The organism is Empedobacter sp. UBA5924, from assembly GCF_002431085.1.
Lineage (GTDB): Bacteria > Bacteroidota > Bacteroidia > Flavobacteriales > Weeksellaceae > Empedobacter > Empedobacter falsenii_B.
On sequence record NZ_DJDM01000006.1, the window covers coordinates 19,992 to 44,567 of the forward strand.

The window sequence follows — 24,576 nt, forward strand, 5'->3', positions numbered from 1 at the left end:
TTAGTTTATACAATATTGATTATTGTAATTTCGAAAAATCAATTTGTGGTGCAGTTTGTTTGTTATCAAACTTGAAAGCTGTTCCAGGTTGTTCAATTTCATTAAAAAAGCCTCCCATCTTCAAGAAATATCCAGTAGATGTTGTTCCTCCAGTTGCATCAATACGTTGATTTGCTTTATAAGTTGCATCAACAGTTAATTTTGCTCCATTTACTTTTTTCCATTCTCCATCATAAACCCATTGATTGTTGAAGTTTACTTTTCTAGTTAAGTAACCTTGTGTTGGCATAAAATTTTATAGGAAAGAGTGAAATCTTTTTAGGTATGTATTTGTTTTAGGGCGTTTAAAGCTTGCGATGATTTGCCAATTATTCGTTTCTGGCATAAAAAACCAAGCTGTATAAGTTGTCGAATTATCACCATTTGGAACACCTTTCAATAAGAATTTATACGTTGTATCGGCTTTCCAATTGTATTTCATATAACTTTGTCCACCAGAACCTTCGTTACCGAATTCTCCTGTTTTCACATTGTCTCCTTTCTTTAACAAAACGATTTTTTCATCATCAGGAATACTTTTTGGGTCATCAGTTACGAAAGGACTCCAAACTGAAAACAAAATACGTCTTTCCGTTTGTGAATTAGCTTGAATTCCGAAATATCCTTCTCCAAAACCGTTTGCCATATAATAAGAACCAATTATATCAGCGTCTTTTGGTACAACGATTTCATTGTAGTAATATGAAACATTTTTCTCTGTAGGGATTTCGTAAGCCAAATGGCAAGAAGGTCCACGTCTCGCCCAATAATAGTACTGCGGATCGTTGCTATAAATAATTCCGTTGTCTACTGCAGTTCCACTAACTATCAAATCTGTAATAGGGATTTCGCCTTTCAATCCGCTTAAATCAACAGAAACATAACCCGGTTTTGAAATAGCGAATGTACCTACAGAAATAGTTTTATCAGTAGATTTCCAATTGTATTTTTTTGTTTTTTTATTGAAACCAACATTTAATTGAGCGTCATTTTTAGCTTCACCCTTTAATTGAATATTAACATTTCCAGTTCCTAAAACTTTGAAATACGTTTTTGTTACATTTTTAGTTTGTGGAGAAATTAAAGCATTCACTTTTGTAACTGTAGAAGATGATCCTTCTTTATGACCGACTTCAAAAGCATTTCCAACCAAAGGAATGTCATAAGTTTTTGTTTGTTGTGCGATTACATTTCCTCCAACCAAAACGGAAAGAGAGAATAAGATGTAATGAATTGTTTTCATGGTGTTAATTTAATTTATATTTTAATAATTCGTATCCCCTCCTTCAAGACTAACTGTATTTGATTCTTTTACAGTTTTTTTAAGAACATTTTTATCATCATTGTTATTCTTCGGTTGATTTATTTCTTTTTCAATGATTTGTGTAGGTGATCTATCTACAGCATTAATTTGTGGTTGGTTTTCTTCAATCTTTTGATTTTCAGTAGTTTTTCGGTTGGTGTTACGCAATTTATCCAACAAACGTTTTGCTTGCTTAGCTTCTTCAGTTCCGTCATAAGCGGTAACTACAATTTCTAAAGCTTGCTCAAAATCGCTATCTTTTCCAGTTTGTTTGATTGCATAAGCATTTAATAAAGCAAATTTAGCAACGATAATTTCTGTCGGAAATTTCACAATTGCTTCTTGTACTTTTTTCTTTACGTCATCATATTTTTTATCTTGATACAACGTGTATGCAACTTTGTAGGCTTCTAAAGCTTCTTTTGTTTCAGCAGTGATGTATTCAACTTCTGGATTAAGAATATAACCTGCATAAATCGTATTTGGATATTTTGTTAGAATGATATTTTTGTATTCATCTTCTAATTTTTGATCACGATTTTTATAAATACGATACAATTGATAAGTCGCTTTTAATAACACATCTTCCGATTTTGGAGGCGAAGCAACCAAGGCTTTCAACTCTTTTCCAGCTAATTCTGAGTTATTGAAAATATCAAAATATCCAGTACCTAAAGACAATTGCGTTGTATCTCTCACAACTTTCAACTCATTCAATGCTTTTTGAGAAGTTGGAATTTGATCTAAATAATAATCAAGTTCAAAACGTCTTGGATCGCCAGCAGCAATTTGCCCTGTCAATTCATTCTGTTTGTCCTCAATTACAGTACTTATCGCATTCGAATTTCTCCAATTATCTTTCAACGAAATTCCTCCCCAAATACGTTGGAATTCTTGCTGTCCAGTCGATTTTAAATTTTGATTATAGAAATAGAATTTTCCTTTATCAGCATTATTGAAACTCGTCGTAAAACTTGCTGTTTTATTCTCTAACTGAAAAGTTTCCATTTCTTTTTGCTCTTCTATAGCTTGCTTTTCTTCTTTTTTCTTTAATTTTTCAATATAATCTGTGAAGAATTTTGATTGATCTTCTTTTGGAAGTGCAGCAAGTTTTAGAATTGAATCATTTTTCTGAACTAAATAATGTTTTTCCATCAATTTTTTCAAAACATCATTTCGTTTCTGAATACGCGTTTGATCTTCTGGCAAATTATAACTTGTTTGTGCCGAATCATAATAAGCCGATGCGTAAACATAATCGTTTTGCTTGAACTTTATATCACCATAATTTTCGAAAGCGCGCCCACGAATATAAGGATCAGACATTGGTTCCTTCAAACTCAATTTTGCATATTCTACAGCATCATCCATTTTGTCAGCTCGAAAAGCCATTTCAGAAATTCCGTAATATAACTCGTTTTTCTTCGATGCATAAATTCCTTTATTCGAGATGTCCAACAAGTTTTGCTTGTAATTTCCGTAATTATTAATTTTTGGATCAAAATTAGCTGCAATCGCCAACTGCGATTTGATTTCCATATCAAATCCAGGCTTCATTTTATAAACTTGCGTGAAAGCTTCACCAGCTTCTTGTTGTTTTCCTAATTTAGAAAAAACTTGTCCTAACGTATAAAATATTCGAACTCGTTCATCTTTATTTGTAGAAAAATATTCGGCTTTTTGCAATGGATCAAGTGCTTCTTCGTACTTTTTTTGATCAATTAAAAATTGAGCATAGGTACGCGCAATCATTGTTTTTAATTCTTTACTTTTATACGGATCGTTTTCGTAAAGTTTTTGTAAAGTTTCGATTCCATCAAAGTAATTTCCACCTTTTATTTCGGCAACAGTTTTGTAAACATGCGCTTCTTGCGCGTATTTAGAATCTTTGAAATTTTTGACAACATAGTTTAAAGCATCAAGCGCTTCAAAGTATTTTTTTTGATAAAATAATGATTTTCCAATCAATAAATAAGCGCGACCCATCAAAGGATTATTTTCTTTTCCTTTAATTAACATCGAATGTTTTTCGATTGCTTTCGAAGCTTTTGCCTCTACAGCAGCAAATCCAACAGGTTTTTCTACTTTATCTTGATTATTTCGATTTCCACTTCCAATACCAAAATTGGGCGTATTAAATTCACCTAAATTAGCAGAGTCCGAAACAGAAAAATATTCTATTCCAACAGGTAAAATCTTCGAGTAATTTTCTACATAATTTGTTTGTAGTTCTGTGTTCTTTTTTTCTAACTCATCCTCAGCATTGAATACTCCATTAAACCACGATGTCATCTTGTGATATTGTCGGTTTTTGAAACTATTTTTTTGCGTAGAACAGCCGATTAAAAAACTTGCGGCGAAGATACTCAGTACAATCTTTTTCATGATAGCGAATAAAAACAAATCTACAATAAAACGTTCGATTAGAAAAAATCTTGTATCCTTCGAAAAAATAAGATAATTTTATGTGGAATAGAAATAATAGAGAAGCGACTTTTTACGGGATGATTATAAAATGATAGCTAACGTTTTAGCTTTAATGTAATTAGTGATTTGACTAAGAAAAATCATTGCAATTGTTGTTAAATTATTTAGAATATTCGTTTAAATTCGACCAATAATAATGTTTTAAAGGAACAGCATGAAAGCTTTTTTAGCGAAAATTTTTGCAAAATACATTGTCAACAAAGAACAAAAGTGGATAAATAATCCGCTAGAAACACAAGACAAAATTCTAAATGAATTGATTATTGCTGCAAAAAATACAAAGTTTGGAGTTGATCATCATTTTGAATCAATCAAAAATTATGAAGATTTCAAATCGCAAATTCCAATCAATGATTATGAAGGTTTGAAACATTATTTTGATGAAGTAATTGAAGGGAAACCTGATATTCTGTGGCCTGGAAAACCTCTTTATTTAGCTAAAACTTCAGGAACTACTTCTGGAGCCAAATATATTCCGCTTACAAAAGAATCTGTTCCATCTCATATAAATTCTGCTCGAAATGCTTTATTGTTTTATATTAATGAAACAAAGAATTCTAATTTTGTTGACGGAAAAATGATTTTCTTACAAGGAAGTCCAATTCTTGAAGAGAAAAATGGATTGAAAGTAGGTCGACTTTCTGGAATTAGCGCACATTTTGTTCCAAATTATTTGCAAAAAAATCGTTTACCATCTTATGAAACAAATGTGATTGAAGATTGGGAAACAAAAGTGGATAGGGTAGTGGATGAAACGGTGAAAGCTGATATGACGCTGATTTCTGGGATTCCGCCTTGGTTGATTATGTATTTTGAACGATTGATTAAAGTTTCTGAAAAAGAAAACGTTCAGTCGATTTTTAAGAATTTACAACTAATGGTAACAGGAGGTGTAAATTATGAACCTTATCGCGATAAAGTGAATCAACTAATTGGTCGAAAAATAGATTGTATTCAGACATATCCAGCTTCAGAAGGGTTTATTGCGTATCAAGATTCTCAAAAAAATGATGATTTATTACTTTTATTGAATAATGGAATTTTTTATGAATTTGTTCCAGTTGAAGAGTTTTTTGATGAAAATCCAACCCGAATTTCATTGAAAGATGTTGAAGTAGGAAAAGATTATGTTCTAATTCTCAATACAAACGCAGGTTTGTGGGGATATAATATTGGTGACACAGTTCGTTTTACTTCGATAAAACCTTATAGAATTGTTGTTTCTGGTCGAATTAAACATTATACATCTGCTTTTGGTGAGCATGTAATTGGTCACGAAGTGGAACAGGCGTTGCAAAAAACTTTAGAAAAATATCCAGCGAGTGTAAATGAGTTTACAGTTGCGCCTCAAGTTAATCCAGCAGAAGGTTTGCCATATCACGAATGGTTAATAGAATTTGATCAAAAACCACAAGATATAACTATTTTTAATCAAGAATTAGATACACAAATGCGTCGCCAAAATACGTATTATGATGATTTGATTACGGGAAATATCTTGCGTCCGCTTGTCGTTTCTGAAGTTAAAACAGAAGGTTTTCAGCATTATATGAAATCGATAGGGAAATTAGGTGGACAAAATAAAGTTCCTCGTTTGTCTAATAATCGCGAAATTGCAGATGAATTTTACAGTCTAAACTTAATTACTACAAATTGAACACACACACAACAATAGATAAAATGATTTACAAAACGGTAAAAAGTTCATTGGTAACTTTTTCGCAATTAATGCTTCCGTCACATTCCAATTTTAGTGGAAAAATACACGGTGGATTCATTCTTTCTCTACTCGATCAAATTGCATTCGCATGTGCTTCCAAATATTCTGGAAAATACTGTGTTACGGCGTCTGTGGATAGAGTAGATTTCTTAACGCCAGTAGAAGTAGGAGAATTATTAACGCTAAAAGCATCGGTAAACTATGTCGGAAGAACGTCAATCGTCGTAGGAATTCGAGTAGAAAGTCAAAATATCCAAACAAGTGAAATTAAACATTGTAATTCGTCTTATTTTACGATGATATGCAAAGAAGAAAATGGTGAAAAAGCAGAAGCTCCAAAATTAATTTTGAAGAATCTGAACGAAGTTCGACGCTTTTATAAAGCTTTGCATCGAATTGAAGAACATACAAAAGCAAAAGAACAAATAAAAGATCCGATTGATTATAAATCGCAAGATTTAATTGATCATTTATTGGACAATCATTTCGTGAAAATAGAACTAGATTAAAGTTTTTACATCATTAATAAATAACTCAATTCTGAAAATGAATTGAGTTATTTTGTTTATAGGGTTTTGATAAATAGTTTATATTTTATCTCCTAATTGTTATGCTCCAAAAAATTGATTATTGAATTTGAGTGGCATTACTAAATTGCAAATTATTTAATTTTAAGAAAATTAGGCATTGTATTTGTTTTATCGATTCTTAATATCAAAACCAAACTTTTTATTTAATTCATTATTATGAAAACTCTCTTCAAATTTTTATTACTATTCATTGCAAGTACAACTATTTCATTTGCTCAATCTTCTGGTTTAAATAGTCAATTAATACAAACAAATTTTACTGAAAATAGCTCTAAATCTTCAAATCCTATTAGTTTTGCTGTAGCAGGAAGTGTATTTGTTTTAGCTTTTTGTGCTTTTCGTTTCAGAAAAAAAATTGTCTAAAACGAAACAAATCATTTTTTCGAAATCAGAAAAACGATTTAATTTCTAAATTTGTAAAATGAAATATTTATTCATTTTACTTGTATTGTTAGTGCTGTTTGTTATTTACAAAAAATTAAAAACAGTTCCAATTGAAAAACCACTTCCGAAAGAAGAAGAACCAAAAATATCGTTTTTAAAAATTGAAAAAAATGATGATTTGATTGATGATTCTAATCAACAAATTTCAGAATTTCAAGTAAAAATAGATTCGGTAACAAAGAAAAAAAATACATTAGAATTCTTAATTTCTATTCAAAATAATACCGAAAAAACAGTTCGTATAAATATCGTTGAAGCTGATTTTTATTCAAATTTTTCTCAAAAAAAAATCAAAGCTGATGTTACATTTTATGGAGAATTGGCAATGGGGACAAATGATATTTTATTGAAAAATACCATTTTACCTGATTCTCACGTTATCCGAAATATTTATTTTTTCGAAACAGATTTAATTCATTTTAATCAAAACGATTATCTGGAAATTGATATAGAAATTAATGGAGAACATCATCAGTTCAAAAACTATTTTCATCAAACAACTTTCGAATCGATTAAATACATTCAGTAATCTGATTTTTTGATTTGAATTGTAAGGCTTAATTTTGCATTTCAGAATTTAGAGATATGAAACATATACAATTGATGCTTGGAAGCTTGATGCTTTTTGGATTAACAGCTTGTCAAACACCAAAAATAGTTACTGAACAACAACCAGTTCAGCAAAAAAGTTTACAAGTTGATGGTAAAATTTATGCTGCATTTTTTCAACAACGTGCTGCTGAATATCAAGCCTTAAGCCAGCAAGCTTATAATGTTGCTAAAATGAGATTGGATGAAGCAATTGCGACAAAAGGCGCAAAACCTTTAGCGATTGTAACGGATATTGACGAAACTTTTTTGGATAATTCGTACTATGCAGTAGAAATGGCGCGTCAAGGAAAAACGTGGTCGCAAGAAACTTGGGCAAATTGGACGTCGAAAGGAATTGCAACTCCTTTGGCTGGTTCTCAAGAGTTTTTTCAGTATGCAGCGAGTAAAGGTGTTCAGATTTTTTACGTTACAAATCGATACGAAGTAGAGCGTCCTGGAACTTTGGCAAATTTAGAAAAATACAATTATCCAATTCAAAGTGCTCAGAATTTGATTTTGAGAAGTAAAGAAAGTAGCAAAGAAGCACGTCGTCAAAATATTTCGAAAGATTATGACATTGTTTTATTGTTAGGAGATAGTTTAACAGATTTTTCTTCTTTATTTGATAATCATAAATCTGAAAAAGAAAGAGCGGCAGCTGTAGAAACTTTAAAATCTGAATTTGGAAAACGATTTATTGTATTGCCGAATGTTGGATATGGAGATTGGGAATCTGCAATATTTGATTACAAATATGACTTGACGCAAGAGCAAAGAGATTCGATTATATACGAAGCTGCGAGAGAAACTCCTGTGAAATAAAGAATAAATACACAATGAAAACTGTCTTAATCGGACAGTTTTTTTTTGATTTATAAAAAAGTGAGAAATTAAATTTTAAATACATTTAACATGTTTTTGTTAAAAATAATCTATTAATTATTATTTGATCTGTAAAAAAATAATATTTATTTATTGAATATATAGTTTTTTTCTTTGTGCTGTATAATATTTAAGCATTCACCTATTTGTAAATTAAACTATAAATAACCTATATTTATAAGCTGGTTGTTTAGGCAATCATCAACCAATATTTAAAAAAAAATTATATCAAAACACATGAGTCAATCACAAAAAACTAATTGGGGTCAATTTATCCCACTGGTTACAGTATTCTTCTTTTGGGGATTCGTAGCGGCAAGTAATGAAATTTTAATTCCAGTTTTTAAAAAATCATTTGATTTATCCCAAGCCGAAAGTCAATTAGTCGCAGTAGCTTATTATATCGCTTATACGGTTGGAGCTTTAATTTATATGGGCGTTTCATTATTAGCTAAACAAGATTTAATCAATAAATTTGGGTATAAGAATTCATTATCTTTTGGACTTCTTTTATCAGCTATTGGAACGCTTTTTTTTATTCCAGCAGCCAATACAGGATCATTTCCTTTAATGTTAACAGGTTTGTTTACTGTAGGTCTAGGTTTTTCGTTGCAACAAACTGTTGCTAATCCGCTTGCAATTGCTTTAGGAGATGCAAGTACTGGATCTCAACGTTTAACATTAGCTGGAGGTATTAATAACTTAGGAACTACAATTGGACCTTTAATTGTTGCTTATGCAATTTTTGGTGCAGGAGGAGAAGGAGAAACAACTTTGAGTATAGAAGCAGTTAAAATTCCATATTTGTGTTTGGGTGTTGCTTTTTTAGCTGTTGCTATTTTCTTGAAATTTTCGTCTTTACCAAATCATCCAGAACAAGAAGAGGATAGTGCGATTGCAACTTCAAAAAATGATAAATCATCAGCCTTAAAATATCCTCAATTATTATTAGGAATGCTTGCGATCTTCTTATATGTAGGTGTAGAAGTTTCTACTGTAAGTAATTTACCAGCATATATGCACAATGAATTAGGGTTCGATATACAAGGAGTAACACCATATGTTTCGTTATATTGGGCAAGTATGATGATTGGTCGTTGGGGTGGTGCAGCAGAAGCATTTGGTTTAGATAAGACAAAAACATTGGCTCTTAAATTTATAGCACCTTATTTAGCTTTTGGGATTTTCTTATTAGTTAATTACATTGCAGGGCATGATTTGAAACCATTTTATCTATATAGTGTAATTATTTTAATAATGATTTTAGCTTCTTTATGGACAAATGGAAACCCTGCTAAAATGTTATTAACTTTCTCAATTATTGGAATTGTAGCATTATTAATCGGAATGAATACAACTGGTTTAGTCTCTATTTATTCTATTACAAGTGTTGGTTTGTTCTGTAGTACATTATGGCCTTGTATTTTTGCATTAGCAATTAATGGTTTAGGAAAAAACACTTCGCAAGGAAGTAACTTCTTAATTATGATGATTATGGGAGGAGGATTAGTAAGTATATTCCAAGGGTATATTGCAGATTTATCAACTGTTCATTCTAGTTATATTGTTTGTATTTTATGTTTTGTGTATCTTGTATTTTATGCAATTGCAACGCCTAAAATTCTTAAAAAACAAGGAATAAATCTTGGTGAAGTTAAATCTGAAGGAGGACATTAGGAAGATTTAATATTTAGTAATTTAATAAAAGGCTGTTTTATAATTTATTATAAAACAGCCTTTTCAGTTATTGAATTAATATAATAGGTGAAGGGACAAGAGAAACAACAAATTACAACATTTTGACAAGGTTCTAGAAAATATTCTAATTAGAATAATTCAAATACCACTACCCAGACAGCATCGCTATAAATCTATTTACTGGTCTAGGGATTAGTGCTAATGGAGAAAATTATATTACTGCTCAAAAAATAAATTAGTGAGTTAATAAAAAACTCAACCATTTGGTTGAGTTTTTTATTTCTTACGATATGCCAATATTTTATCAATACGATTACCGTCTTTGTCTACAATTTCTAGTGTCAAATCTTCTACTTCTACCTTATCACCAACATTTGGAATGGTTTTGTATTTATCTAAGAAAATTCCAGCAACGGTAACATATCTATTTTCGATGTCTTCGTCGATATCAATCTCAAAAAACTTCTCGAATTCATAGATCGAAAATTGCCCATCGATCAACCATGTACCATCTTCACGTTCTACGATTTCGTAATCTTCGTCTTGGTTCTCTGGTGTATCACCAACCAATTCGTCCAAAATATCGTTTATTGTTACAATTCCAGCCGTCGTACCATATTCGTCTAAAATAATGGCAAAATGTGCTTGTGAATTCTGTAACATTTCCAACAAAGGATAACTAAACGAATTTTCATTGACAAAAATAGGTTTGTGTATAAATTTTTTCAGGCTAAAATCTTCCTTACTTACACCAAACATATCTTTTAGTTTCAAGATACCAACGATTTCGTCCAGATTATTGTTCTTCGTAACAGGGTAGGCTGAATATTTATTTTTCTTAACTTTTGCACGTGCTTTCTCATAATCATCCGAAATATCTAATGAAGCAATTTCCGAACGATGCGTTGCTAACGTGTTCACACGACGATCTCCAAGCTCGAAAACACGTTCTAAGATTTCGTGTTCTTTTTCCTGAATTTCACCACCTTCTGTACTTTCTTTGATGATATTTTTAATTTCTTCTTCCGAAACAACTTCGCTGCTATCGTCTTTAATACCAAACAATTTTAAGAAAAAATTATTGGTAACTGTTAACAACCAAACGAATGGAGAAGTGATGATAGATAACCATTTCATCGGTTTCGAAACAATAGTAGAAACCATTTCAGGAAATTTCATTCCCAAACGTTTTGGTAATAATTCGCCAAATACAATCGAAAAATAAGTGATGATTACTACCATAATAATTGGAGAAAGTGTTTTGGCGTAAGGTGCAATGAAAGAAATAGATGTTAAAAATTCTGTTAAATTTGCAGTTAGTTTATCACCCGAGAAAACCCCTAATAAGATACCAATAAGGGTAATTCCGATTTGTACGGTTGATAAAAATTTGTTCGGATTCTCAGCAAGTTCTAAAGCCGTTTTAGCACCAGAACTTCCTTTCTTCATTTGATTTTCTAATTTGAATTTTCTTGACGAAACAAGTGCCATTTCTGACATGGAAAAAATTCCGTTCAATAAAATCAATACGATTATTATAACAATCTCCACTTTTATTCTTTAATTTTGATAAAAATAAACCAAAATCTAATACTTACCATAATGTCTCAATTTAATATTATGAAATTTTCTTATTTAATTTTACTTGCTTTTATGCTAAATGCTGGTTGTGCTTTCGGTAACAGCGATCAAACTCCAGAAGAAACAGATACTATTTTACCTACTTTTACAACGGCTGAATTGATTGGTAAAGGCAACCCTACGATGGTTGGAAATGGGTATAAATTGTTGCCAGAAGTTGCAAAACAATTTGAATTAATGAAAGCTGATGCACAAAAAGCAGGTTTTAAAATACAAGTGATTTCGAGCTATAGAAATTATACGTATCAAAACGGAATTTGGGAGCGCAAGTATAAAGCAAATCAAGCGAAGAAAATTGCAGCGAAAGAAAACATCGAAAAGATTATTGAATATTCTACCATTCCAGGAACTTCTCGTCACCATTGGGGAACTGATTTGGATATTATAGACGGAACGCGCGGAATACCAGCAGATCCGTTGAATGAGAAACATTTTAACGAAGGAGGATCAATGCATAAATTTAAACTTTGGTTAGATGAAAATGCATCTAAATATGGTTTTTATTTGGTGTACACGGATAATTCAGCGAGAAAAGGATTCAAATATGAACCGTGGCATTTTACGTATAAAGCGATTTCTGAACCGATGTTACAAGCTTATAAAAAGCTTGATATTAAAAAGGTTTTACAAGAAAATAAATTGTTAGGAAGCGAAAATTTTACAGATGATTTTATCGAAAAATATCGAAAAGAAAATATTTTGGATATAAATCCTGTTATTAAATAGTTAAAGCTCCTTTTTGGAGCTTTTTTTGTGGTATCTTTAAATAAAATTTAAGAGATTATACTTTCTGATGAGATTAACATTTTTCATATCGTTATTTTTGAGCATGAGTTTACTAACTTTTGCCAAACAATCGATTGTGAAAGATTTGGATGGCGATGGAAAGTTTGACAAGGTTTCAATTAATTTTGAAACGAATAAAATAGAGTTTTTACTTTCTGATACTGAATATAAAAAGCAGAGTAGTTTAGCTTTTAATGAATTGGATCGTAATACGAAGATTGAGGAAACAAAGAAAGGTTTCAAGATTATCAATAAAATAGGAGATGTTTTGTTTACATCTTATTTTCGATACAATCGTCAGACAAAAAAGATTGAATTATCTGCCATAAAACGTTCAATAGTTTCGGATGATTATTCGAAAGAAAATGGCGAATCAACTTTTATTACAGCTACAAAAGAGTTTATTGCGAAATGGAATAGTTTGGATAAATCATCAAATAAAGTGATTGCTTTACCAACGCTAAAAACTAAAATTGATTTGGATGTTATTTCTTTGAATGATTTTAATGATGCATTTCTGAATAAATTTAATCAACAAAGTTTGACTTTTTATAAAGCTGAAATCTCCAAGCAAAAATAATTATTGCTCCAAATCTATTGTTCTGAATGTTAGATTAATTCGTGGCGAATTTACTTTTTTAGTAGGAGGTAAGCGATGCAGCCAATAATCTTGTGTTTCATTTTTCATAACTAATAAACTACCACTTGCAAGATTTAAAGCAATTACTTCTTTAGTTTCTTTATGTTTAAAACCAAATTTACGTTCAGCGCCGAAACTTAGCGAGGCAATTGCGCCATGACGTTTCAATTGTTTTTCACCATCACTATGCCAAGCCATCCCTTCGGAACCATCGTGATATAAATTTACCAAACAAGAATTATAAGTTTCGCCAGTTTTTTCCTCAGCTAATTTTTTTAATTCAAGTAAAGTATCAGTCCAAGGCAAAGCTGTTTTCATGATTTTGGAATAGGTATAAGCAAATGGAAAATCTCCATACCAAGCAATTTTTCGTTTAGTTTCTATCAATTTTCCAAATATTATTGCTTGATCGTTTTTCCATTCAATTTCATTTAATAATATAGAATAATAATGATGCGCTTTTTCATCGGTCATAATTTGTCCAAAATAATTTACAGTTCCATCTTTTGGAAGTAGATTTTGTTGTCCGTCAAATAAATCGTTAAAAAGATCCATTTATAGTTTTATATGATCAAAAATAAGGAATTTAGATTTAATTCAGTTAATGTAATGTGCAGATAAATAAAGTTTTACTAACGTTTGTTATTTAAAATTTAATATTGAATAAGTCAAAAAAAAATTGGATTATATAATTTTTTATTTATTTTTATTTAACCAAAATTTAACACAATATGAATAAATTGATTTTTAAGAACACAATTAAGTTCTTCCTTGTAAGTAGTATTTTACTTCTTGTTTCTGTCTTTTTAAAAATGTTAAATGTAGATCATGCGGATTTTATCTTGAACATCAGTTTCTCGGTTACAATTATTTCGCTTATCGCTGTAATGATGAGTTATAAGACTATAAGGGGGAAAAACAATTTTTCTATGGATTAATTTTTACGTATTAATTTAATTAATAATTTTGGTTGTTTATTTGTGAAAAGATAAACAACCAACTATTGTTATTTTAATAAACTGCCTCAGCGATTCTTTTTGTATTTATAGAATTACTCATTGTATAAAAATGTAATCCAGGAACACCAAAATCGATCAACTCTTTACATTGTTGAATACACCATTCAATTCCGATTTCCTTGATTCGTTCCTTATCTTTCGACTTCAAAACTTCCATTGCCAAAGCTTCTGGTAAGTCCAAATAGAAATTTTGTGGAATCGACGTTAGTTGATTGAAAGTTGTCAAAGGTTTTATACCCGGAATAATCGGAATATTAATATCCATTTCGCGACATTTTTTAACGAAATCAAAATATTTCTGATTATCAAAAAACATTTGCGTCACGATATAATCAGCTCCCAATTCCACTTTCTTTTTCAAATAATACAAATCCATTGCAAGATTTGGTGATTCGAAATGCTTCTCAGGATAACCCGCTACACCAATACAAAAATCCATTGCATGCGATTCTTGTAGTTCGTCGTCTAGATAATTTCCTGTATTCAAAGCAGTAATTTGCTCAATCAATTCCGAAGCATTTGCATGTCCACCAACTTCAGGAACAAAAGATTTTTCCGATTTTATAGGATCTCCACGTAAAACCAAAAGATTGTCAATTCCCAAGAAATTCAAATCGATTAACGCATCTTCTGTATCTTCTTTTGTAAATCCACCACAAATCAAATGCGGAATTGCGTCTATCTTATAATGATTCTGTATTGCAGCACAAATTGCAACTGTACCAGGACGTTTTCGTACCTGATAACGTTTCAATAACCCATTTTCTTTCTGTTTGTAAATATACTCTTGACGATGATAAGTTACATCGATAAAAGCTGGATTTAACTCAACTAACGGGTCTAAAGTTTTGAACGTCGCATTGACATCTTGTCCTTTCAAAGGCGGTAAAATCTCTACAGAAAATAATGGTTTTCCGTTTGCGCGTTCTATATGTTCGGTAACTTTCATTCTTTATTTTATCGTTTAGCGAAGTTCGAATCTCGAATTTCGATTATATATTTTCTTTTATATGGGCGTTTCCTTCGGGCGGGCTTTTCGTTACAATCTTTTTTGTTAATTTCGACTTCGTCCAATCAACAAAAAAGGATTTTCACTACAATCCCTAACGCATTTTTTTATTTTGTTCTACGTTCGTTGTCATTCCGAGCTTGTCGAGGAATCTGAGATTCTTTATTTCGAAATGCTCATTTTGAATGATAAATTTTATTTTTACTTAACGCTTTTACGCCAAATTAGGACTCAACCAACGTTCAGCTTTATCAAGTTCTATATTTTTACGTTTCGCAAAATCTTCAACCTGATCCAATTTTATTTTACCAACTCCGAAATATTTTGCTTCTGGATTTCCAAAATAATAACCCGAAACAGATGAAACTGGATACATCGCCAACGAACTTGTTAACTCAATCCCTGCATTTTTCTCTACATCCAAAATTTTGAAAATTGTTTCTTTTTCTAAATGGTCAGGACATGCAGGATAACCAGGAGCAGGGCGAATTCCTTTATATTTTTCTGAAATTAATTCGTCATTTGATAAAGTTTCATCTTTCGCATAACCCCAAACTTCTGTACGAACATATTTGTGCAAATATTCTGCATAAGCTTCAGCTAGACGATCGGCAATTGCTTTCACCATAATCGAATTGTAATCATCTAAATTTGTTTCGTAAGCATTAGCAACTTCTTCAATTTCATGACCAGCTGTGACAGCAAATGCACCGATATAATCTTGAATTGCTGAATCTTTCGGCGCAATAAAATCAGCAATCGAAATATTTGGTTGTTTTTTCGATTTTTTCGCTTGTTGACGAAGTGTATAAAACTCCTCTATTTTATTATTATTTTCATCAAACAATTCAATCGTATCATCGTTTACTGTATTCGCTTTAAAAAGTCCAAAAACAGCTTTCGGTTTAGCTAAATTTTCAGCTTCAATTTTATTTAACATTGACAAAGCATCTACATATAATTCTTTGGCATTTGTTCCGACAATTTCATCATCTAAAATCGCAGGAAATTTACCATGTAAATCCCATGTTTTGAAAAATGGCGTCCAATCGATAAAATCTCTTAATTCAGAAACTGTTGTTTGATGTGTAAAAACACCTAATTTATTTGGTTTAAAAGGTTTATTTTCTTCAAAATCAACTTTTAGTTTATTTTTTCGAGCATCTTCAATCGATAAGTATTCCTTTGATACAGCACGATTTAAGAAACCTTCTCTAATTTTTATGTAATCAGTAGTAGTTTCTGTTAGCAATTCCTCCTGTTGATTTCCAATCAATTTTTGACAAATCGTAACCGAACGAGAAGCATCTAAAACATGAATTGCTTTGTCATATTCTGGTGCAATTTTTACAGCTGTATGTGCCTTAGAAGTTGTTGCGCCACCAATCATCAGTGGAATATCAAGATTAAGACGTTTCATTTCTTTGGCAACATGCACCATTTCATCCAACGAAGGCGTAATCAATCCTGAAAGACCAATCACATCGACATTATTTTTTTGCGCTTCATCTAAAATTGTTTCAGAAGAAACCATTACACCTAAATCTATAATTTCGAAACCATTACAGCTTAAAACGACAGAAACAATATTTTTTCCAATATCGTGAACATCTCCTTTTACAGTGGCCATTAAGATTTTTGAAGGCTCTTTATCTGTTTTATTTCTAAGTTTTTCTTCCTCTAAAAAAGGGGTTAGATAAGCAACCGACTTTTTCATTACACGCGCTGATTTCACCACCTGAGGTAAGAACATTTTTCCGCTTCCAAAAAGATCTCCAACGACATTCATTCCATCCATCAAAGGACCTTCAATAACGCGTAAAGGAGAACCGATTTTTTCTAAAGCTTCGGCAGTATCTTCATCAATAAATTCTGTAATTCCTTTTACTAAAGAAATTTCAATTCGTTTTTCCAAAGGTAATTCGCGCCAAGCATCATCTTTCTTTTTCTCTTTTGTAACACCTTTTAGATGTTCGGCAAAATCAATCAAACGCTCTGTTGCATCATCACGTCGATCCAATAATACATCTTCAACGTGTTCTAATAAATCTTTTGGAATATCATCATAAATCTCAATCATTTCTGGATTGACGATTCCCATATCCATTCCATGTTTGATGGCATGATACAAAAACGCTGTATGCATCGCTTCGCGAACCGCATTATTTCCACGGAATGAAAACGAAACATTCGAAACTCCACCAGAAACTAATGCATGCGGAAGATTTTCTTTGATCCATTTTGTTGCATCAAAAAAATCGATTGCATTTCGTCGATGCTCGTCCATTCCTGTTGCAACTGGGAAAATATTCACATCAAAAATGATATCTCTTGGATTGAAATTTACTTCATTCACCAAAATATCATACGAACGTTTTACAATTTCGATTCGACGTTCATAATTATCTGCTTGACCTTTTTCATCAAACGCCATAACCACTGTTGCAGCACCAAAACGCTTAATTTTTTTGGCATGTTCAATAAATAATTCTTCTCCTTCTTTCAAAGAAATTGAGTTCACAATTGCTTTACCTTGAACATTTTTCAGACCAGCTTCGATAATTTCCCATTTCGAAGAATCAATCATAATTGGCACTTTCGAAATATCAGGTTCAGAAGCAATCAAACGTAAATATTTTACCATAGAAGCCACACCATCAAGCATACCTTCATCCATATTGATGTCGATAATTTGCGCGCCGCCATCTACTTGATCACGTGCAACTTGAAGTGCTTCTTCAAATTTTTCTTCTTTGATTAATCGCAAGAATTTTTTAGAACCAGTTACATTTGTACGTTCACCAACATTTACAAAGTTTGAATTTTCACGTACAATTAAAGGTTCTAATCCAGAAAGTTGAATTTTTACGCTTGACATTCTACATTAATTTTTCGAGGTTCGTATTCTTTTGCTAAATCTGCCATCAATTTGATATGGTCAGGTGTAGTTCCACAACATCCGCCTAAAATATTTACCAATTTTTTATCCAAGAAGGGTTTGATAAAATCTCGCATCATTTCAGGAGTTTCATCATATCCTCCGAAAGCATTTGGTAAACCGGCATTTGGATATGCGCTCACATAAAATGGCGCTTTTTCGGCTAAAACTTCCAAATATGGAATCAAATCTGTTGCACCTAAAGCACAATTTAATCCAACTGAAATTAAATCAATATGTTCTAATGAAATCAAGAAAGCTTCGGTTGTTTGCCCAGAAAGGGTGCGTCCAGATTTATCTGTAATTGTACCAGAAGCCATTAATGGAACATTAATTCCTGTTTTTTCTATTGCATCTTGAATTCCATAAAATGCTGCTTTTGCATTCAACGTATCAAAAATAGTTTCGACAAGTAAAATATCGGCACCAGCTTCTAACATTGTTTTTGCTTGACGATAATAAACATTTGCCAATAAATCAAAATCCACATCGCGATAACTCGGATCATTTACTTGTGGCGAAATAGAGGCTGTCTTGTTTGTAGGGCCTAAAGAACCAACAACAAAACGAGGCTTATCTGGCGTAGAAAACTCTTCACAAGCTTCTTTCGCTAAACGAACGGCTTCGTAGTTTAATTCATCAACCAAATCAACCATATCATAATCAACCATAGAAATAATATTGGCATTGAACGTATTTGTTTCGATCAAATCCGCGCCAGCAGCCAAATATTCTCGGTGAATATTTTTGATAATTTGCGGTTGCGTTAAAACCAATAAATCGTTATTTCCTTTTAAAGAAGTATGAAAATCCTTGAATCGTTCTCCACGATAATCTTCTTCTTGTAAATTAAGCTTTTGGATCATTGTTCCCATCGCACCATCTAAAATAACAATACGCTCTTTTAGTATATCAACTAATTTCATTCTAAATATTTTAAAAGCCTTATGGGAAGAAGTGTGAGGTGAGTGTCCTTATCTTTCTCTATTTGAGTAGGATTTAGCACCCAACTATACTTTGGGTTGCTAAGATTTCAACGGGCCTATTCCCTCCATCTTTCTTTATAAAGCTATGTGCAAAATTATTTAAAGTATTGAGAATAAAAAAATCAAGAATAAAAAAAACGAGTTTAGAATTTGGTTCATAGAAATAATTTTTGTTTGAAATAGTTCAAAATCTCTAATAGGTCATTTTTGAAATTTATTTTAGAAAATATTTCTTTAAAATTACTATTTTAAAGAAATAATATTTTAATTAGTTATTGAAAATTGTAGTTTTTAGAATATTTTTAATAAAAATAGGGTTTTATTAAAAATTATTAAGATTTGTTTTTTCTTTTAATTGTATTTTTTAGAAAATTATTTTTGTCTATAAATATTTATAGAATAAAATTCATTATTTGTGTATTTTTATCTATAATTACGGAAAATATTAAATTAAAGAAATGAAATTAATTTGGATATATAGAATTCTTTCGCCTAAATTTGTCCTCAGAAATAGTTCATTAAAATTTACATTTTATCAAGAAAAGTGGAGGGAAATGGCCCAAAGAAACTTTAGCAACCTGATTAATGAATCAAGGTGCTAAATCCATCCTTATAGGAAAGATGAATAAAAACTACTGTAAACCAATCTTCAATAATATTCTTTATTCAAAATGGTTCAATTGTTTTTATGCGATTGAACCATTTTTTTTCTTCACTTTTCTTTGGTAAATAATTAAAAACAAAACAAATAAATGAAAAAAATAAATATCGGATTGTTCGGATTTGGAGTTGTAGGAGAAGGAATTTACAAGGTATTGGAAGAAAAACCACAATTGAATGCTGCAATTAAAAAAATTGTAATTAAAGATAATTCTAAATCTAGAAATGCTCCGTCTGAATTATTTTCGACTAATGCGGATGATATTTTAAATGACGATGAAATAAATGTTGTTGTTGAGTTAATTTCGGATGCTGATGCGGCACATGATATCATTATAAAAGCGTTCAATAAAGGTAAACATGTGGTAAGTGCAAATAAAAAATTGATTGCAGATCATCACAAAGAATTATTGGATTTGCAAGCACAAAACAATGTTTCTTTTCTTTATGAAGCCTCTGTTTGCGGGTCAGTTCCGATTATTAGAAATCTAGAAGAATATTTTGATAACGATTTATTGAATTATGTATCTGGAATTGTAAATGGGACAACAAATTACATTTTGACGAAAATGGCGAATGAAAATGAGTCGTATCAAGATGCCTTAAAAGCAGCGCAAGAAAGTGGTTTTGCAGAAGCTGATCCAACGGCTGATGTAGAAGGTTTTGATGCGTCGAGTAAATTAGCAATTATTACGTTGCATGCTTTCGGTAAAAAGATTGATGTTGATCAAGTTATTCGAAAAGGAATTACTTCATTGAAAGTTGAAGATTTTAAATACGCAAAAGAAAAAAATTATACAATAAAGTTGATTGCTAATTCTAAAATTAATCATCAAACGGGTGAAATTACATCAACAGTTTTGCCAACTTTTGTTGAATTAAATAAAACAATTGCGCTTGTGAATAACGAATATAATGGAGTTTTGATTGGAAGTTCGCTTTCAGATGAGCAATTTTTATATGGAAAAGGAGCAGGGCGTTTCCCAACTTCTTCGGCTGTTTTGAGTGATATTTCTGCGTTGAAATATGATTATCAATATTCGATTCGAAAATATGAAAACAAAGAAGAAGGAGTTTTTAATCAAACAGGAAAGAAGCGAATTTATATCGGTTTTGAGAATCAAGCAGATGATGTTTCAAATATTTTTGATGAAATAGAAGAACGTTATCAGAGTAAAAATTACAATCATATTGTTGGTGTGATTGATATAGAAAAGCTCAAACAAAAAGAGACTATTGAAAATCCAAAACTTTCGATAATTGCGTTTGAGTAAATTTTTGTGATTAAAAAGCCTCAATATTAATTGAGGCTTTTTTGTAAATCTAAAAATTAAGGTTTTTGTAAATACTTTTCCAATAAAAGTTTTAGGGGTTTATTTTTAATTAATCCAGTATAAGTCATTTCAATTTTATAATCTTTTGAGATTAAAACCCAATATGGATAACTAATTTGTTCATTTTTATCAATGAATTCTTCTAAAAATAGGTGAGTTTTTTTATTCGATTTAGGTTCATATTTTTTGTTTAAAAAGATAATAGATTCATTTGTTTCTGCTTCAAATTCAATAAAATAAATGTCATTATTTAGAATTTGAAGTAATTCTTTATCCTTTTTTAATTGTTTCTTTTGAATCATACAGTAACTACACCAATTTGTCGAAAAATAAAGTAGAATTGGTTTAGGATTTTCATTAGAAATTGAATTAAATTTTTCTAATGAAATCTGTGCTTGGAGATTCAATGATGATAAAATGAATATGAAGTACCAGATTTTCATTAACGTAAATTGTATCGAACACCTATAAAACCTCTTGTTCCCTGCATAGGTGTATAGCTGTAATCATTTGGTTCAAAAATAACATCGTTTCTTCCTTTAGGAGGAGTAACGCCATTTCCAGGTTCTCCGAATGGGTCCCACCAACGAGCAATAACATCGCCTTTTGGTAAAACATTAAAAATATTTTTGATTCCACCATAGATTTCAATATTATTCTTAAATGATTTACTTAATTGAATATTTGCAATAACAGTTGGTTTTGAATATTCTGGTCGATAATCATTTTCTACTTGAGGTAATTTCATTTTGTCATTATAATTGGCGGTTAAATCAACAGTAAAACCTTTTTTGAATGTATAACTTGCTAAGAAATTTCCAGACCATTTTGGTGCATGATATTGAACTTCTTTTTCTCCATCTTCTTTTTTGTATACATCCATATAGGTTGCGCCAAGCATTATTTTTAGAGGAAAGTCAAATGTTGCATCTATGTTTAAAGAAACTCCTTGAGATATTGCGTGTCCATCTAAATTGTCATAGATAATCTTTGTTTCGTCAGTATCTGTATCAGCAATAATTTTGTTTGTGAAATAAGAATAGAATGTTGTAAAATCAAAGTTTAAAGCGGTGAAAGAAGTTGGTAGTTTGAATACATAATTAATATTTCCATTATATGATTTTTCAGGTTTTAATTCATTTTTAAAAACTACTTGTCTAGCTCCAGTTAATGCACGATGATCTTCTGTGAAGACATTCACAACACGAAATCCCGTACCAAAACTTGCTCTTAAAGTATGATGAGATGAAGGTGAAAATTTGTATGCAATTCTTGGAGAATGTATTCCTTTATGTGTTTTATCATAATCAAATCGATAACCAAGTAATAATTTGTTTTCAGAATTTAATGTCCATTCGTCTTGTACAAAAATACCAGGAATCTGTGTATTCATTGGGTTATTCTTGATTAGATTATTATCCTCATCATATTCTCCAGTACCTCTTGTGTTATCATCATAATAAGTATATTTAAATGAAGATCCTAAAAGTAAGCTATGTTGTCCAATTATCTTATCCCAATAAGCTTGAGCAAAAATAACTTGTTGTTTTCCTTGATAAGATTCTGGACCATAAAATGAATTCTGTTGATGAAAATTATAAGAAAATTGAGTCATTATTTTTTCTTTTATAGGTAATTGATACATTCCTATCGCTTCAAAACGATTTGTCATAATACTTTCGGCATAAACTTCGTCACTTCCTCTGTGTAGTTTTCTTTTCCAATTCATTTGACCTCCCCATCTATCTTCGTATAAATAACGTAAAGCTACTGATGCTGTTCTATTTTTTTGACGTTCAAAATCAAATTTATTGAATAACGTGATGCGATCTTGTAACGTTACATCCGTAAAACCGTCGTTATTTTTATCTTTCTTATTACCATATTTAAAGTAATTAAAACCAAATAAACTATTTACCTTTTCTCCTAAATTGTATTTGTATCCACCATCAAGATTGGTTTCCAACCAAGAAGTTGTAAAAGCATCCAAAGATAATTTTGGAGCAGATTTAGGAGATTTCGTAATTACATTAATTATACCACCCATGGCTTCTGTTCCATAAAGGGAAGATGCTGGTCCTTTTACAACTTCTATTCGTTCTACCAAAGAGTTCGGAATTCCGCTCAAACCATAAACAGTAGATAAAGAAGAAACAATTGGCATTCCGTCAATTAAAATCATGGTATATGGACCTTCCATTCCGTTAATATGAATATCACCTGTGTTACAAACATTACAGTTTAGTTGTGGTTGAACACCATTTATTAATTGTACAGCGTCAAATAATGAAGGTGTTGGATTTTTTTGAAAAAACTTTGGTGTATAGATTTCAATTGGAACTGGACTATCAGATTTTCTTACAGCTTTCATTGTTCCTGTAATTACAATCTCATCTAAATTTTCTGAAGAATCTTCCATATAAATAGAATCTTTTTGTTCCTGAGCATTTGATAGAATGGAGGTTAAGGTGATGAATAAATAAAATGTTGTTTTCATGTTAAGTAAAATTTATAATCAAATTAAAAAGTTAGACAAATCTAACAAAAATATTATTAAAAATGAATTTTTAAATTTTACTTAATTTTCAACTATATTTGTTTCCATGAATTCATTGGTCGAAGAAAATTACCTAAAAGCATTATTTCATCTTTCTGAAAATGGGAAAGGAGAAGTGAATGTGAAGGATTTGAGTAAGCATTTGGAAATAAAAATGCCTACTGTAAACAGTATGATGAAAAAATTAGCTGAAAAAGAATTGGTGATTTATGAATCGTATAAACCACTTCGGTTATCTGATAAAGGAATTCTGAAAGCTTCTTTGATTGTAAGAAAACACCGATTAACAGAGATGTTTTTGGTAGATAAAATGGGATTTGGTTGGGAACAAGTTCATGAAATTGCTGAGCAAATAGAACATATTCAAAGTCCAATTTTTTTCGATAAAATGGACGAATTATTGAATTTTCCTAAATTAGATCCGCATGGTTCTCCAATTCCAGATAAAAATGGAAAAATAGAAATTATCAATTACAAAAAATTGGCCGAATTTAAAGAAGGTGATAAAGTAGAAATATGCGCTGTTATTGGTTCTTCTGATGAATTTTTGAAGTATTTGAATTCAAAAAATATTCATTTGAATGATGAAATTGAAATCATTTCTGTTGAAGATTTTGATGGAACAATGAAGGTTAAGTTCCTAAAATCAAATGAAATTGAAATATTTAGTAATCATGTGACTTCAAGATTATTAGGTAGATAATGGTTTTTAATTTATAAAAAGAAAAAAGCAAGTTATTTAACTTAAAAAAGCAAGTTATTTAACTTGCTTTACAATTATTCCGCTTTTCCTTTTATTCTGAAAATTTTTCGAGAAGAAACTGGATCGTTAGATGTGATTGTTACAGATTTATTGAAATCTCCAGTCACAGAACCACTTGAATATTTAACGGTAATATCCGCAGATTTTCCTGGTTCGATAGGTGTTGTAGGATATTCAGGAACTGTACATCCACAAGAACCAACAACGCTTTTAAGAATTAAAGGTTTATCACCTGAGTTGGTTACTTTCATCTTAGCTGTTACTTCGGTATTCAACTTTATATTTCCAAATTGAATTTCTTCTTTTTCTAAACTAAGTGTTTGAGCAAATAAACTTGTAACGCCTAAAGCAAAAGCACCTAAAAACATTAATTTTTTCATGACGATAATTAATTTGTAACCAAAGTTAAAATAAATAATACAAAAAGTCTACCTTTTTTTGTATTTTAGTACTAAAATAATTAATATATACCCGTTGTGCATTTTAAAT

At 30.8% G+C, this 24,576-nt stretch carries 19 protein-coding genes, 1 pseudogene and 2 riboswitches; of the genes and pseudogenes, 10 read left to right on the forward strand and 10 right to left on the reverse strand.

Annotated features, from left to right (window positions below):
* Positions 1-19: 19 nt before the first annotated feature.
* Positions 20-1,282 (reverse strand): annotated as a pseudogene (locus tag B3792_RS01255) (DUF3472 domain-containing protein).
* 21 nt (positions 1,283-1,303) lie between these two features.
* A complete protein-coding gene (locus B3792_RS01260) occupies positions 1,304-3,634 on the reverse strand; it encodes a tetratricopeptide repeat protein (protein ID WP_291049244.1) in 2,331 nt (776 codons plus the stop codon).
* A gap of 349 nt (positions 3,635-3,983) precedes the next feature.
* Between B3792_RS01260 and B3792_RS01265 the strand changes: the two genes are divergently transcribed.
* The 6 genes from B3792_RS01265 (at position 3,984) to B3792_RS01290 (ending at position 9,733) form a co-directional block, all read left to right on the forward strand.
* Complete coding sequence (locus B3792_RS01265) at positions 3,984-5,486, forward strand: GH3 family domain-containing protein (protein WP_125350326.1); 1,503 nt, start codon at positions 3,984-3,986, stop codon at positions 5,484-5,486.
* Positions 5,483-6,058 carry an acyl-CoA thioesterase gene (locus tag B3792_RS01270; RefSeq protein ID WP_376741545.1) on the forward strand — a complete coding sequence of 192 codons (576 nt, stop codon included), beginning with the start codon at positions 5,483-5,485 and terminating at the stop codon, positions 6,056-6,058. The genes B3792_RS01265 and B3792_RS01270 overlap by 4 nt, the downstream gene beginning before the upstream one ends.
* Before the next feature lie 237 nt (positions 6,059-6,295).
* Positions 6,296-6,502: a hypothetical protein gene (locus tag B3792_RS01275; RefSeq protein ID WP_125350324.1), complete on the forward strand. Its 207-nt coding sequence runs from the start codon at positions 6,296-6,298 to the stop codon at positions 6,500-6,502.
* A gap of 58 nt (positions 6,503-6,560) precedes the next feature.
* A complete protein-coding gene (locus tag B3792_RS01280) occupies positions 6,561-7,112 on the forward strand; it encodes a hypothetical protein (protein WP_219035068.1) in 552 nt (183 codons plus the stop codon).
* A 56-nt stretch (positions 7,113-7,168) separates the two neighbouring features.
* On the forward strand, positions 7,169-7,996 hold the full coding sequence (locus B3792_RS01285; RefSeq protein WP_125350322.1) for a 5'-nucleotidase, lipoprotein e(P4) family: 828 nt from the start codon (positions 7,169-7,171) through the stop codon (positions 7,994-7,996).
* Positions 7,997-8,293: 297 nt separating this feature from the next.
* Positions 8,294-9,733 carry an MFS transporter gene (locus B3792_RS01290; protein WP_125350321.1) on the forward strand — a complete coding sequence of 480 codons (1,440 nt, stop codon included), beginning with the start codon at positions 8,294-8,296 and terminating at the stop codon, positions 9,731-9,733.
* 297 nt (positions 9,734-10,030) lie between these two features.
* On the opposite strand, the gene B3792_RS01295 is transcribed toward B3792_RS01290, so the two are convergent.
* Positions 10,031-11,305, reverse strand: coding sequence for a hemolysin family protein (locus B3792_RS01295; protein WP_291068652.1), 1,275 nt, complete (start codon positions 11,303-11,305; stop codon positions 10,031-10,033).
* Positions 11,306-11,374: 69 nt separating this feature from the next.
* Here B3792_RS01295 and B3792_RS01300 point away from each other — a divergent pair, with 69 nt between their 5' ends.
* Together B3792_RS01300 and B3792_RS01305 are read left to right on the forward strand one after the other, a co-directional pair.
* Positions 11,375-12,121, forward strand: coding sequence for a M15 family metallopeptidase (locus B3792_RS01300; protein ID WP_280037621.1), 747 nt, complete (start codon positions 11,375-11,377; stop codon positions 12,119-12,121).
* Between the two features lie 103 nt (positions 12,122-12,224).
* Positions 12,225-12,761 carry a hypothetical protein gene (locus B3792_RS01305; protein ID WP_219035070.1) on the forward strand — a complete coding sequence of 179 codons (537 nt, stop codon included), beginning with the start codon at positions 12,225-12,227 and terminating at the stop codon, positions 12,759-12,761.
* On the opposite strand, the gene B3792_RS01310 is transcribed toward B3792_RS01305, so the two are convergent.
* From B3792_RS01310 to B3792_RS01325, 4 genes are all read right to left on the reverse strand, one after another.
* A complete protein-coding gene (locus tag B3792_RS01310; protein WP_219035071.1) occupies positions 12,762-13,376 on the reverse strand; it encodes an alpha-ketoglutarate-dependent dioxygenase AlkB family protein in 615 nt (204 codons plus the stop codon). It lies immediately after the preceding gene.
* A gap of 456 nt (positions 13,377-13,832) precedes the next feature.
* Positions 13,833-14,789 (reverse strand): methylenetetrahydrofolate reductase [NAD(P)H], encoded by a 957-nt coding sequence (gene metF / locus B3792_RS01315; protein WP_125350316.1) that lies wholly within the window; start codon positions 14,787-14,789, stop codon positions 13,833-13,835.
* A 274-nt stretch (positions 14,790-15,063) separates the two neighbouring features.
* Positions 15,064-17,727, reverse strand: coding sequence for a methionine synthase (gene metH, locus B3792_RS01320; RefSeq protein ID WP_291068654.1), 2,664 nt, complete (start codon positions 17,725-17,727; stop codon positions 15,064-15,066).
* Positions 17,715-18,713, reverse strand: a complete 999-nt coding sequence (locus B3792_RS01325; RefSeq protein WP_291068656.1) for a homocysteine S-methyltransferase family protein — start codon at positions 18,711-18,713, stop codon at positions 17,715-17,717. The genes metH and B3792_RS01325 overlap by 13 nt, the downstream gene beginning before the upstream one ends.
* A 45-nt stretch (positions 18,714-18,758) precedes the next feature.
* A riboswitch (SAM riboswitch) is annotated at positions 18,759-18,857 on the reverse strand.
* Between the two features lie 445 nt (positions 18,858-19,302).
* A riboswitch (SAM riboswitch) is annotated at positions 19,303-19,401 on the forward strand.
* A 124-nt stretch (positions 19,402-19,525) separates the two neighbouring features.
* Here B3792_RS01325 and B3792_RS01330 point away from each other — a divergent pair.
* The gene (locus tag B3792_RS01330) at positions 19,526-20,707 is read left to right on the forward strand and encodes a homoserine dehydrogenase (RefSeq protein ID WP_221856801.1); all 1,182 of its coding nucleotides are present in this window, start codon (positions 19,526-19,528) and stop codon (positions 20,705-20,707) included.
* A gap of 56 nt (positions 20,708-20,763) precedes the next feature.
* On the opposite strand, the gene B3792_RS01335 is transcribed toward B3792_RS01330, so the two are convergent.
* Entirely contained in the window at positions 20,764-21,210 is a 447-nt protein-coding gene (locus B3792_RS01335; RefSeq protein ID WP_125350313.1) for a thioredoxin fold domain-containing protein, read from the reverse strand.
* The gene (locus B3792_RS01340) at positions 21,210-23,264 is read right to left on the reverse strand and encodes a TonB-dependent receptor plug domain-containing protein (RefSeq protein ID WP_221856803.1); all 2,055 of its coding nucleotides are present in this window, start codon (positions 23,262-23,264) and stop codon (positions 21,210-21,212) included. Before B3792_RS01340 ends, B3792_RS01335 begins: the two co-directional genes overlap by 1 nt.
* A 106-nt stretch (positions 23,265-23,370) precedes the next feature.
* On the opposite strand from B3792_RS01340, the gene B3792_RS01345 reads away from it, so the two are divergent.
* Positions 23,371-24,027 carry a metal-dependent transcriptional regulator gene (locus tag B3792_RS01345; RefSeq protein WP_286496173.1) on the forward strand — a complete coding sequence of 219 codons (657 nt, stop codon included), beginning with the start codon at positions 23,371-23,373 and terminating at the stop codon, positions 24,025-24,027.
* 74 nt (positions 24,028-24,101) lie between these two features.
* On the opposite strand, the gene B3792_RS01350 is transcribed toward B3792_RS01345, so the two are convergent.
* Positions 24,102-24,467, reverse strand: a complete 366-nt coding sequence (locus B3792_RS01350; protein WP_038334454.1) for a DUF1573 domain-containing protein — start codon at positions 24,465-24,467, stop codon at positions 24,102-24,104.
* Positions 24,468-24,576: the final 109 nt, after the last annotated feature.

What these genes read in the sequence shown, in the direction of transcription:
- B3792_RS01260 (WP_291049244.1), bottom strand. Translation starts at nt 3,634, where the DNA reads ATGACATCGTGGTTTAATGGAGTATTCAATGCTGAGGATGAGTTAGAA.
- B3792_RS01265 (WP_125350326.1), top strand. Translation starts at nt 3,984, where the DNA reads ATGAAAGCTTTTTTAGCGAAAATTTTTGCAAAATACATTGTCAACAAA.
- B3792_RS01275 (WP_125350324.1), top strand. Translation starts at nt 6,296, where the DNA reads ATGAAAACTCTCTTCAAATTTTTATTACTATTCATTGCAAGTACAACT.
- B3792_RS01280 (WP_219035068.1), top strand. Translation starts at nt 6,561, where the DNA reads ATGAAATATTTATTCATTTTACTTGTATTGTTAGTGCTGTTTGTTATT.
- B3792_RS01285 (WP_125350322.1), top strand. Translation starts at nt 7,169, where the DNA reads ATGAAACATATACAATTGATGCTTGGAAGCTTGATGCTTTTTGGATTA.
- B3792_RS01290 (WP_125350321.1), top strand. Translation starts at nt 8,294, where the DNA reads ATGAGTCAATCACAAAAAACTAATTGGGGTCAATTTATCCCACTGGTT.
- B3792_RS01300 (WP_280037621.1), top strand. Translation starts at nt 11,375, where the DNA reads ATGAAATTTTCTTATTTAATTTTACTTGCTTTTATGCTAAATGCTGGT.
- B3792_RS01305 (WP_219035070.1), top strand. Translation starts at nt 12,225, where the DNA reads ATGAGTTTACTAACTTTTGCCAAACAATCGATTGTGAAAGATTTGGAT.
- B3792_RS01310 (WP_219035071.1), bottom strand. Translation starts at nt 13,376, where the DNA reads ATGGATCTTTTTAACGATTTATTTGACGGACAACAAAATCTACTTCCA.
- metF (WP_125350316.1), bottom strand. Translation starts at nt 14,789, where the DNA reads ATGAAAGTTACCGAACATATAGAACGCGCAAACGGAAAACCATTATTT.
- metH (WP_291068654.1), bottom strand. Translation starts at nt 17,727, where the DNA reads ATGTCAAGCGTAAAAATTCAACTTTCTGGATTAGAACCTTTAATTGTA.
- B3792_RS01325 (WP_291068656.1), bottom strand. Translation starts at nt 18,713, where the DNA reads ATGAAATTAGTTGATATACTAAAAGAGCGTATTGTTATTTTAGATGGT.
- B3792_RS01330 (WP_221856801.1), top strand. Translation starts at nt 19,526, where the DNA reads ATGAAAAAAATAAATATCGGATTGTTCGGATTTGGAGTTGTAGGAGAA.
- B3792_RS01335 (WP_125350313.1), bottom strand. Translation starts at nt 21,210, where the DNA reads ATGAAAATCTGGTACTTCATATTCATTTTATCATCATTGAATCTCCAA.
- B3792_RS01340 (WP_221856803.1), bottom strand. Translation starts at nt 23,264, where the DNA reads ATGAAAACAACATTTTATTTATTCATCACCTTAACCTCCATTCTATCA.
- B3792_RS01345 (WP_286496173.1), top strand. Translation starts at nt 23,371, where the DNA reads ATGAATTCATTGGTCGAAGAAAATTACCTAAAAGCATTATTTCATCTT.
- B3792_RS01350 (WP_038334454.1), bottom strand. Translation starts at nt 24,467, where the DNA reads ATGAAAAAATTAATGTTTTTAGGTGCTTTTGCTTTAGGCGTTACAAGT.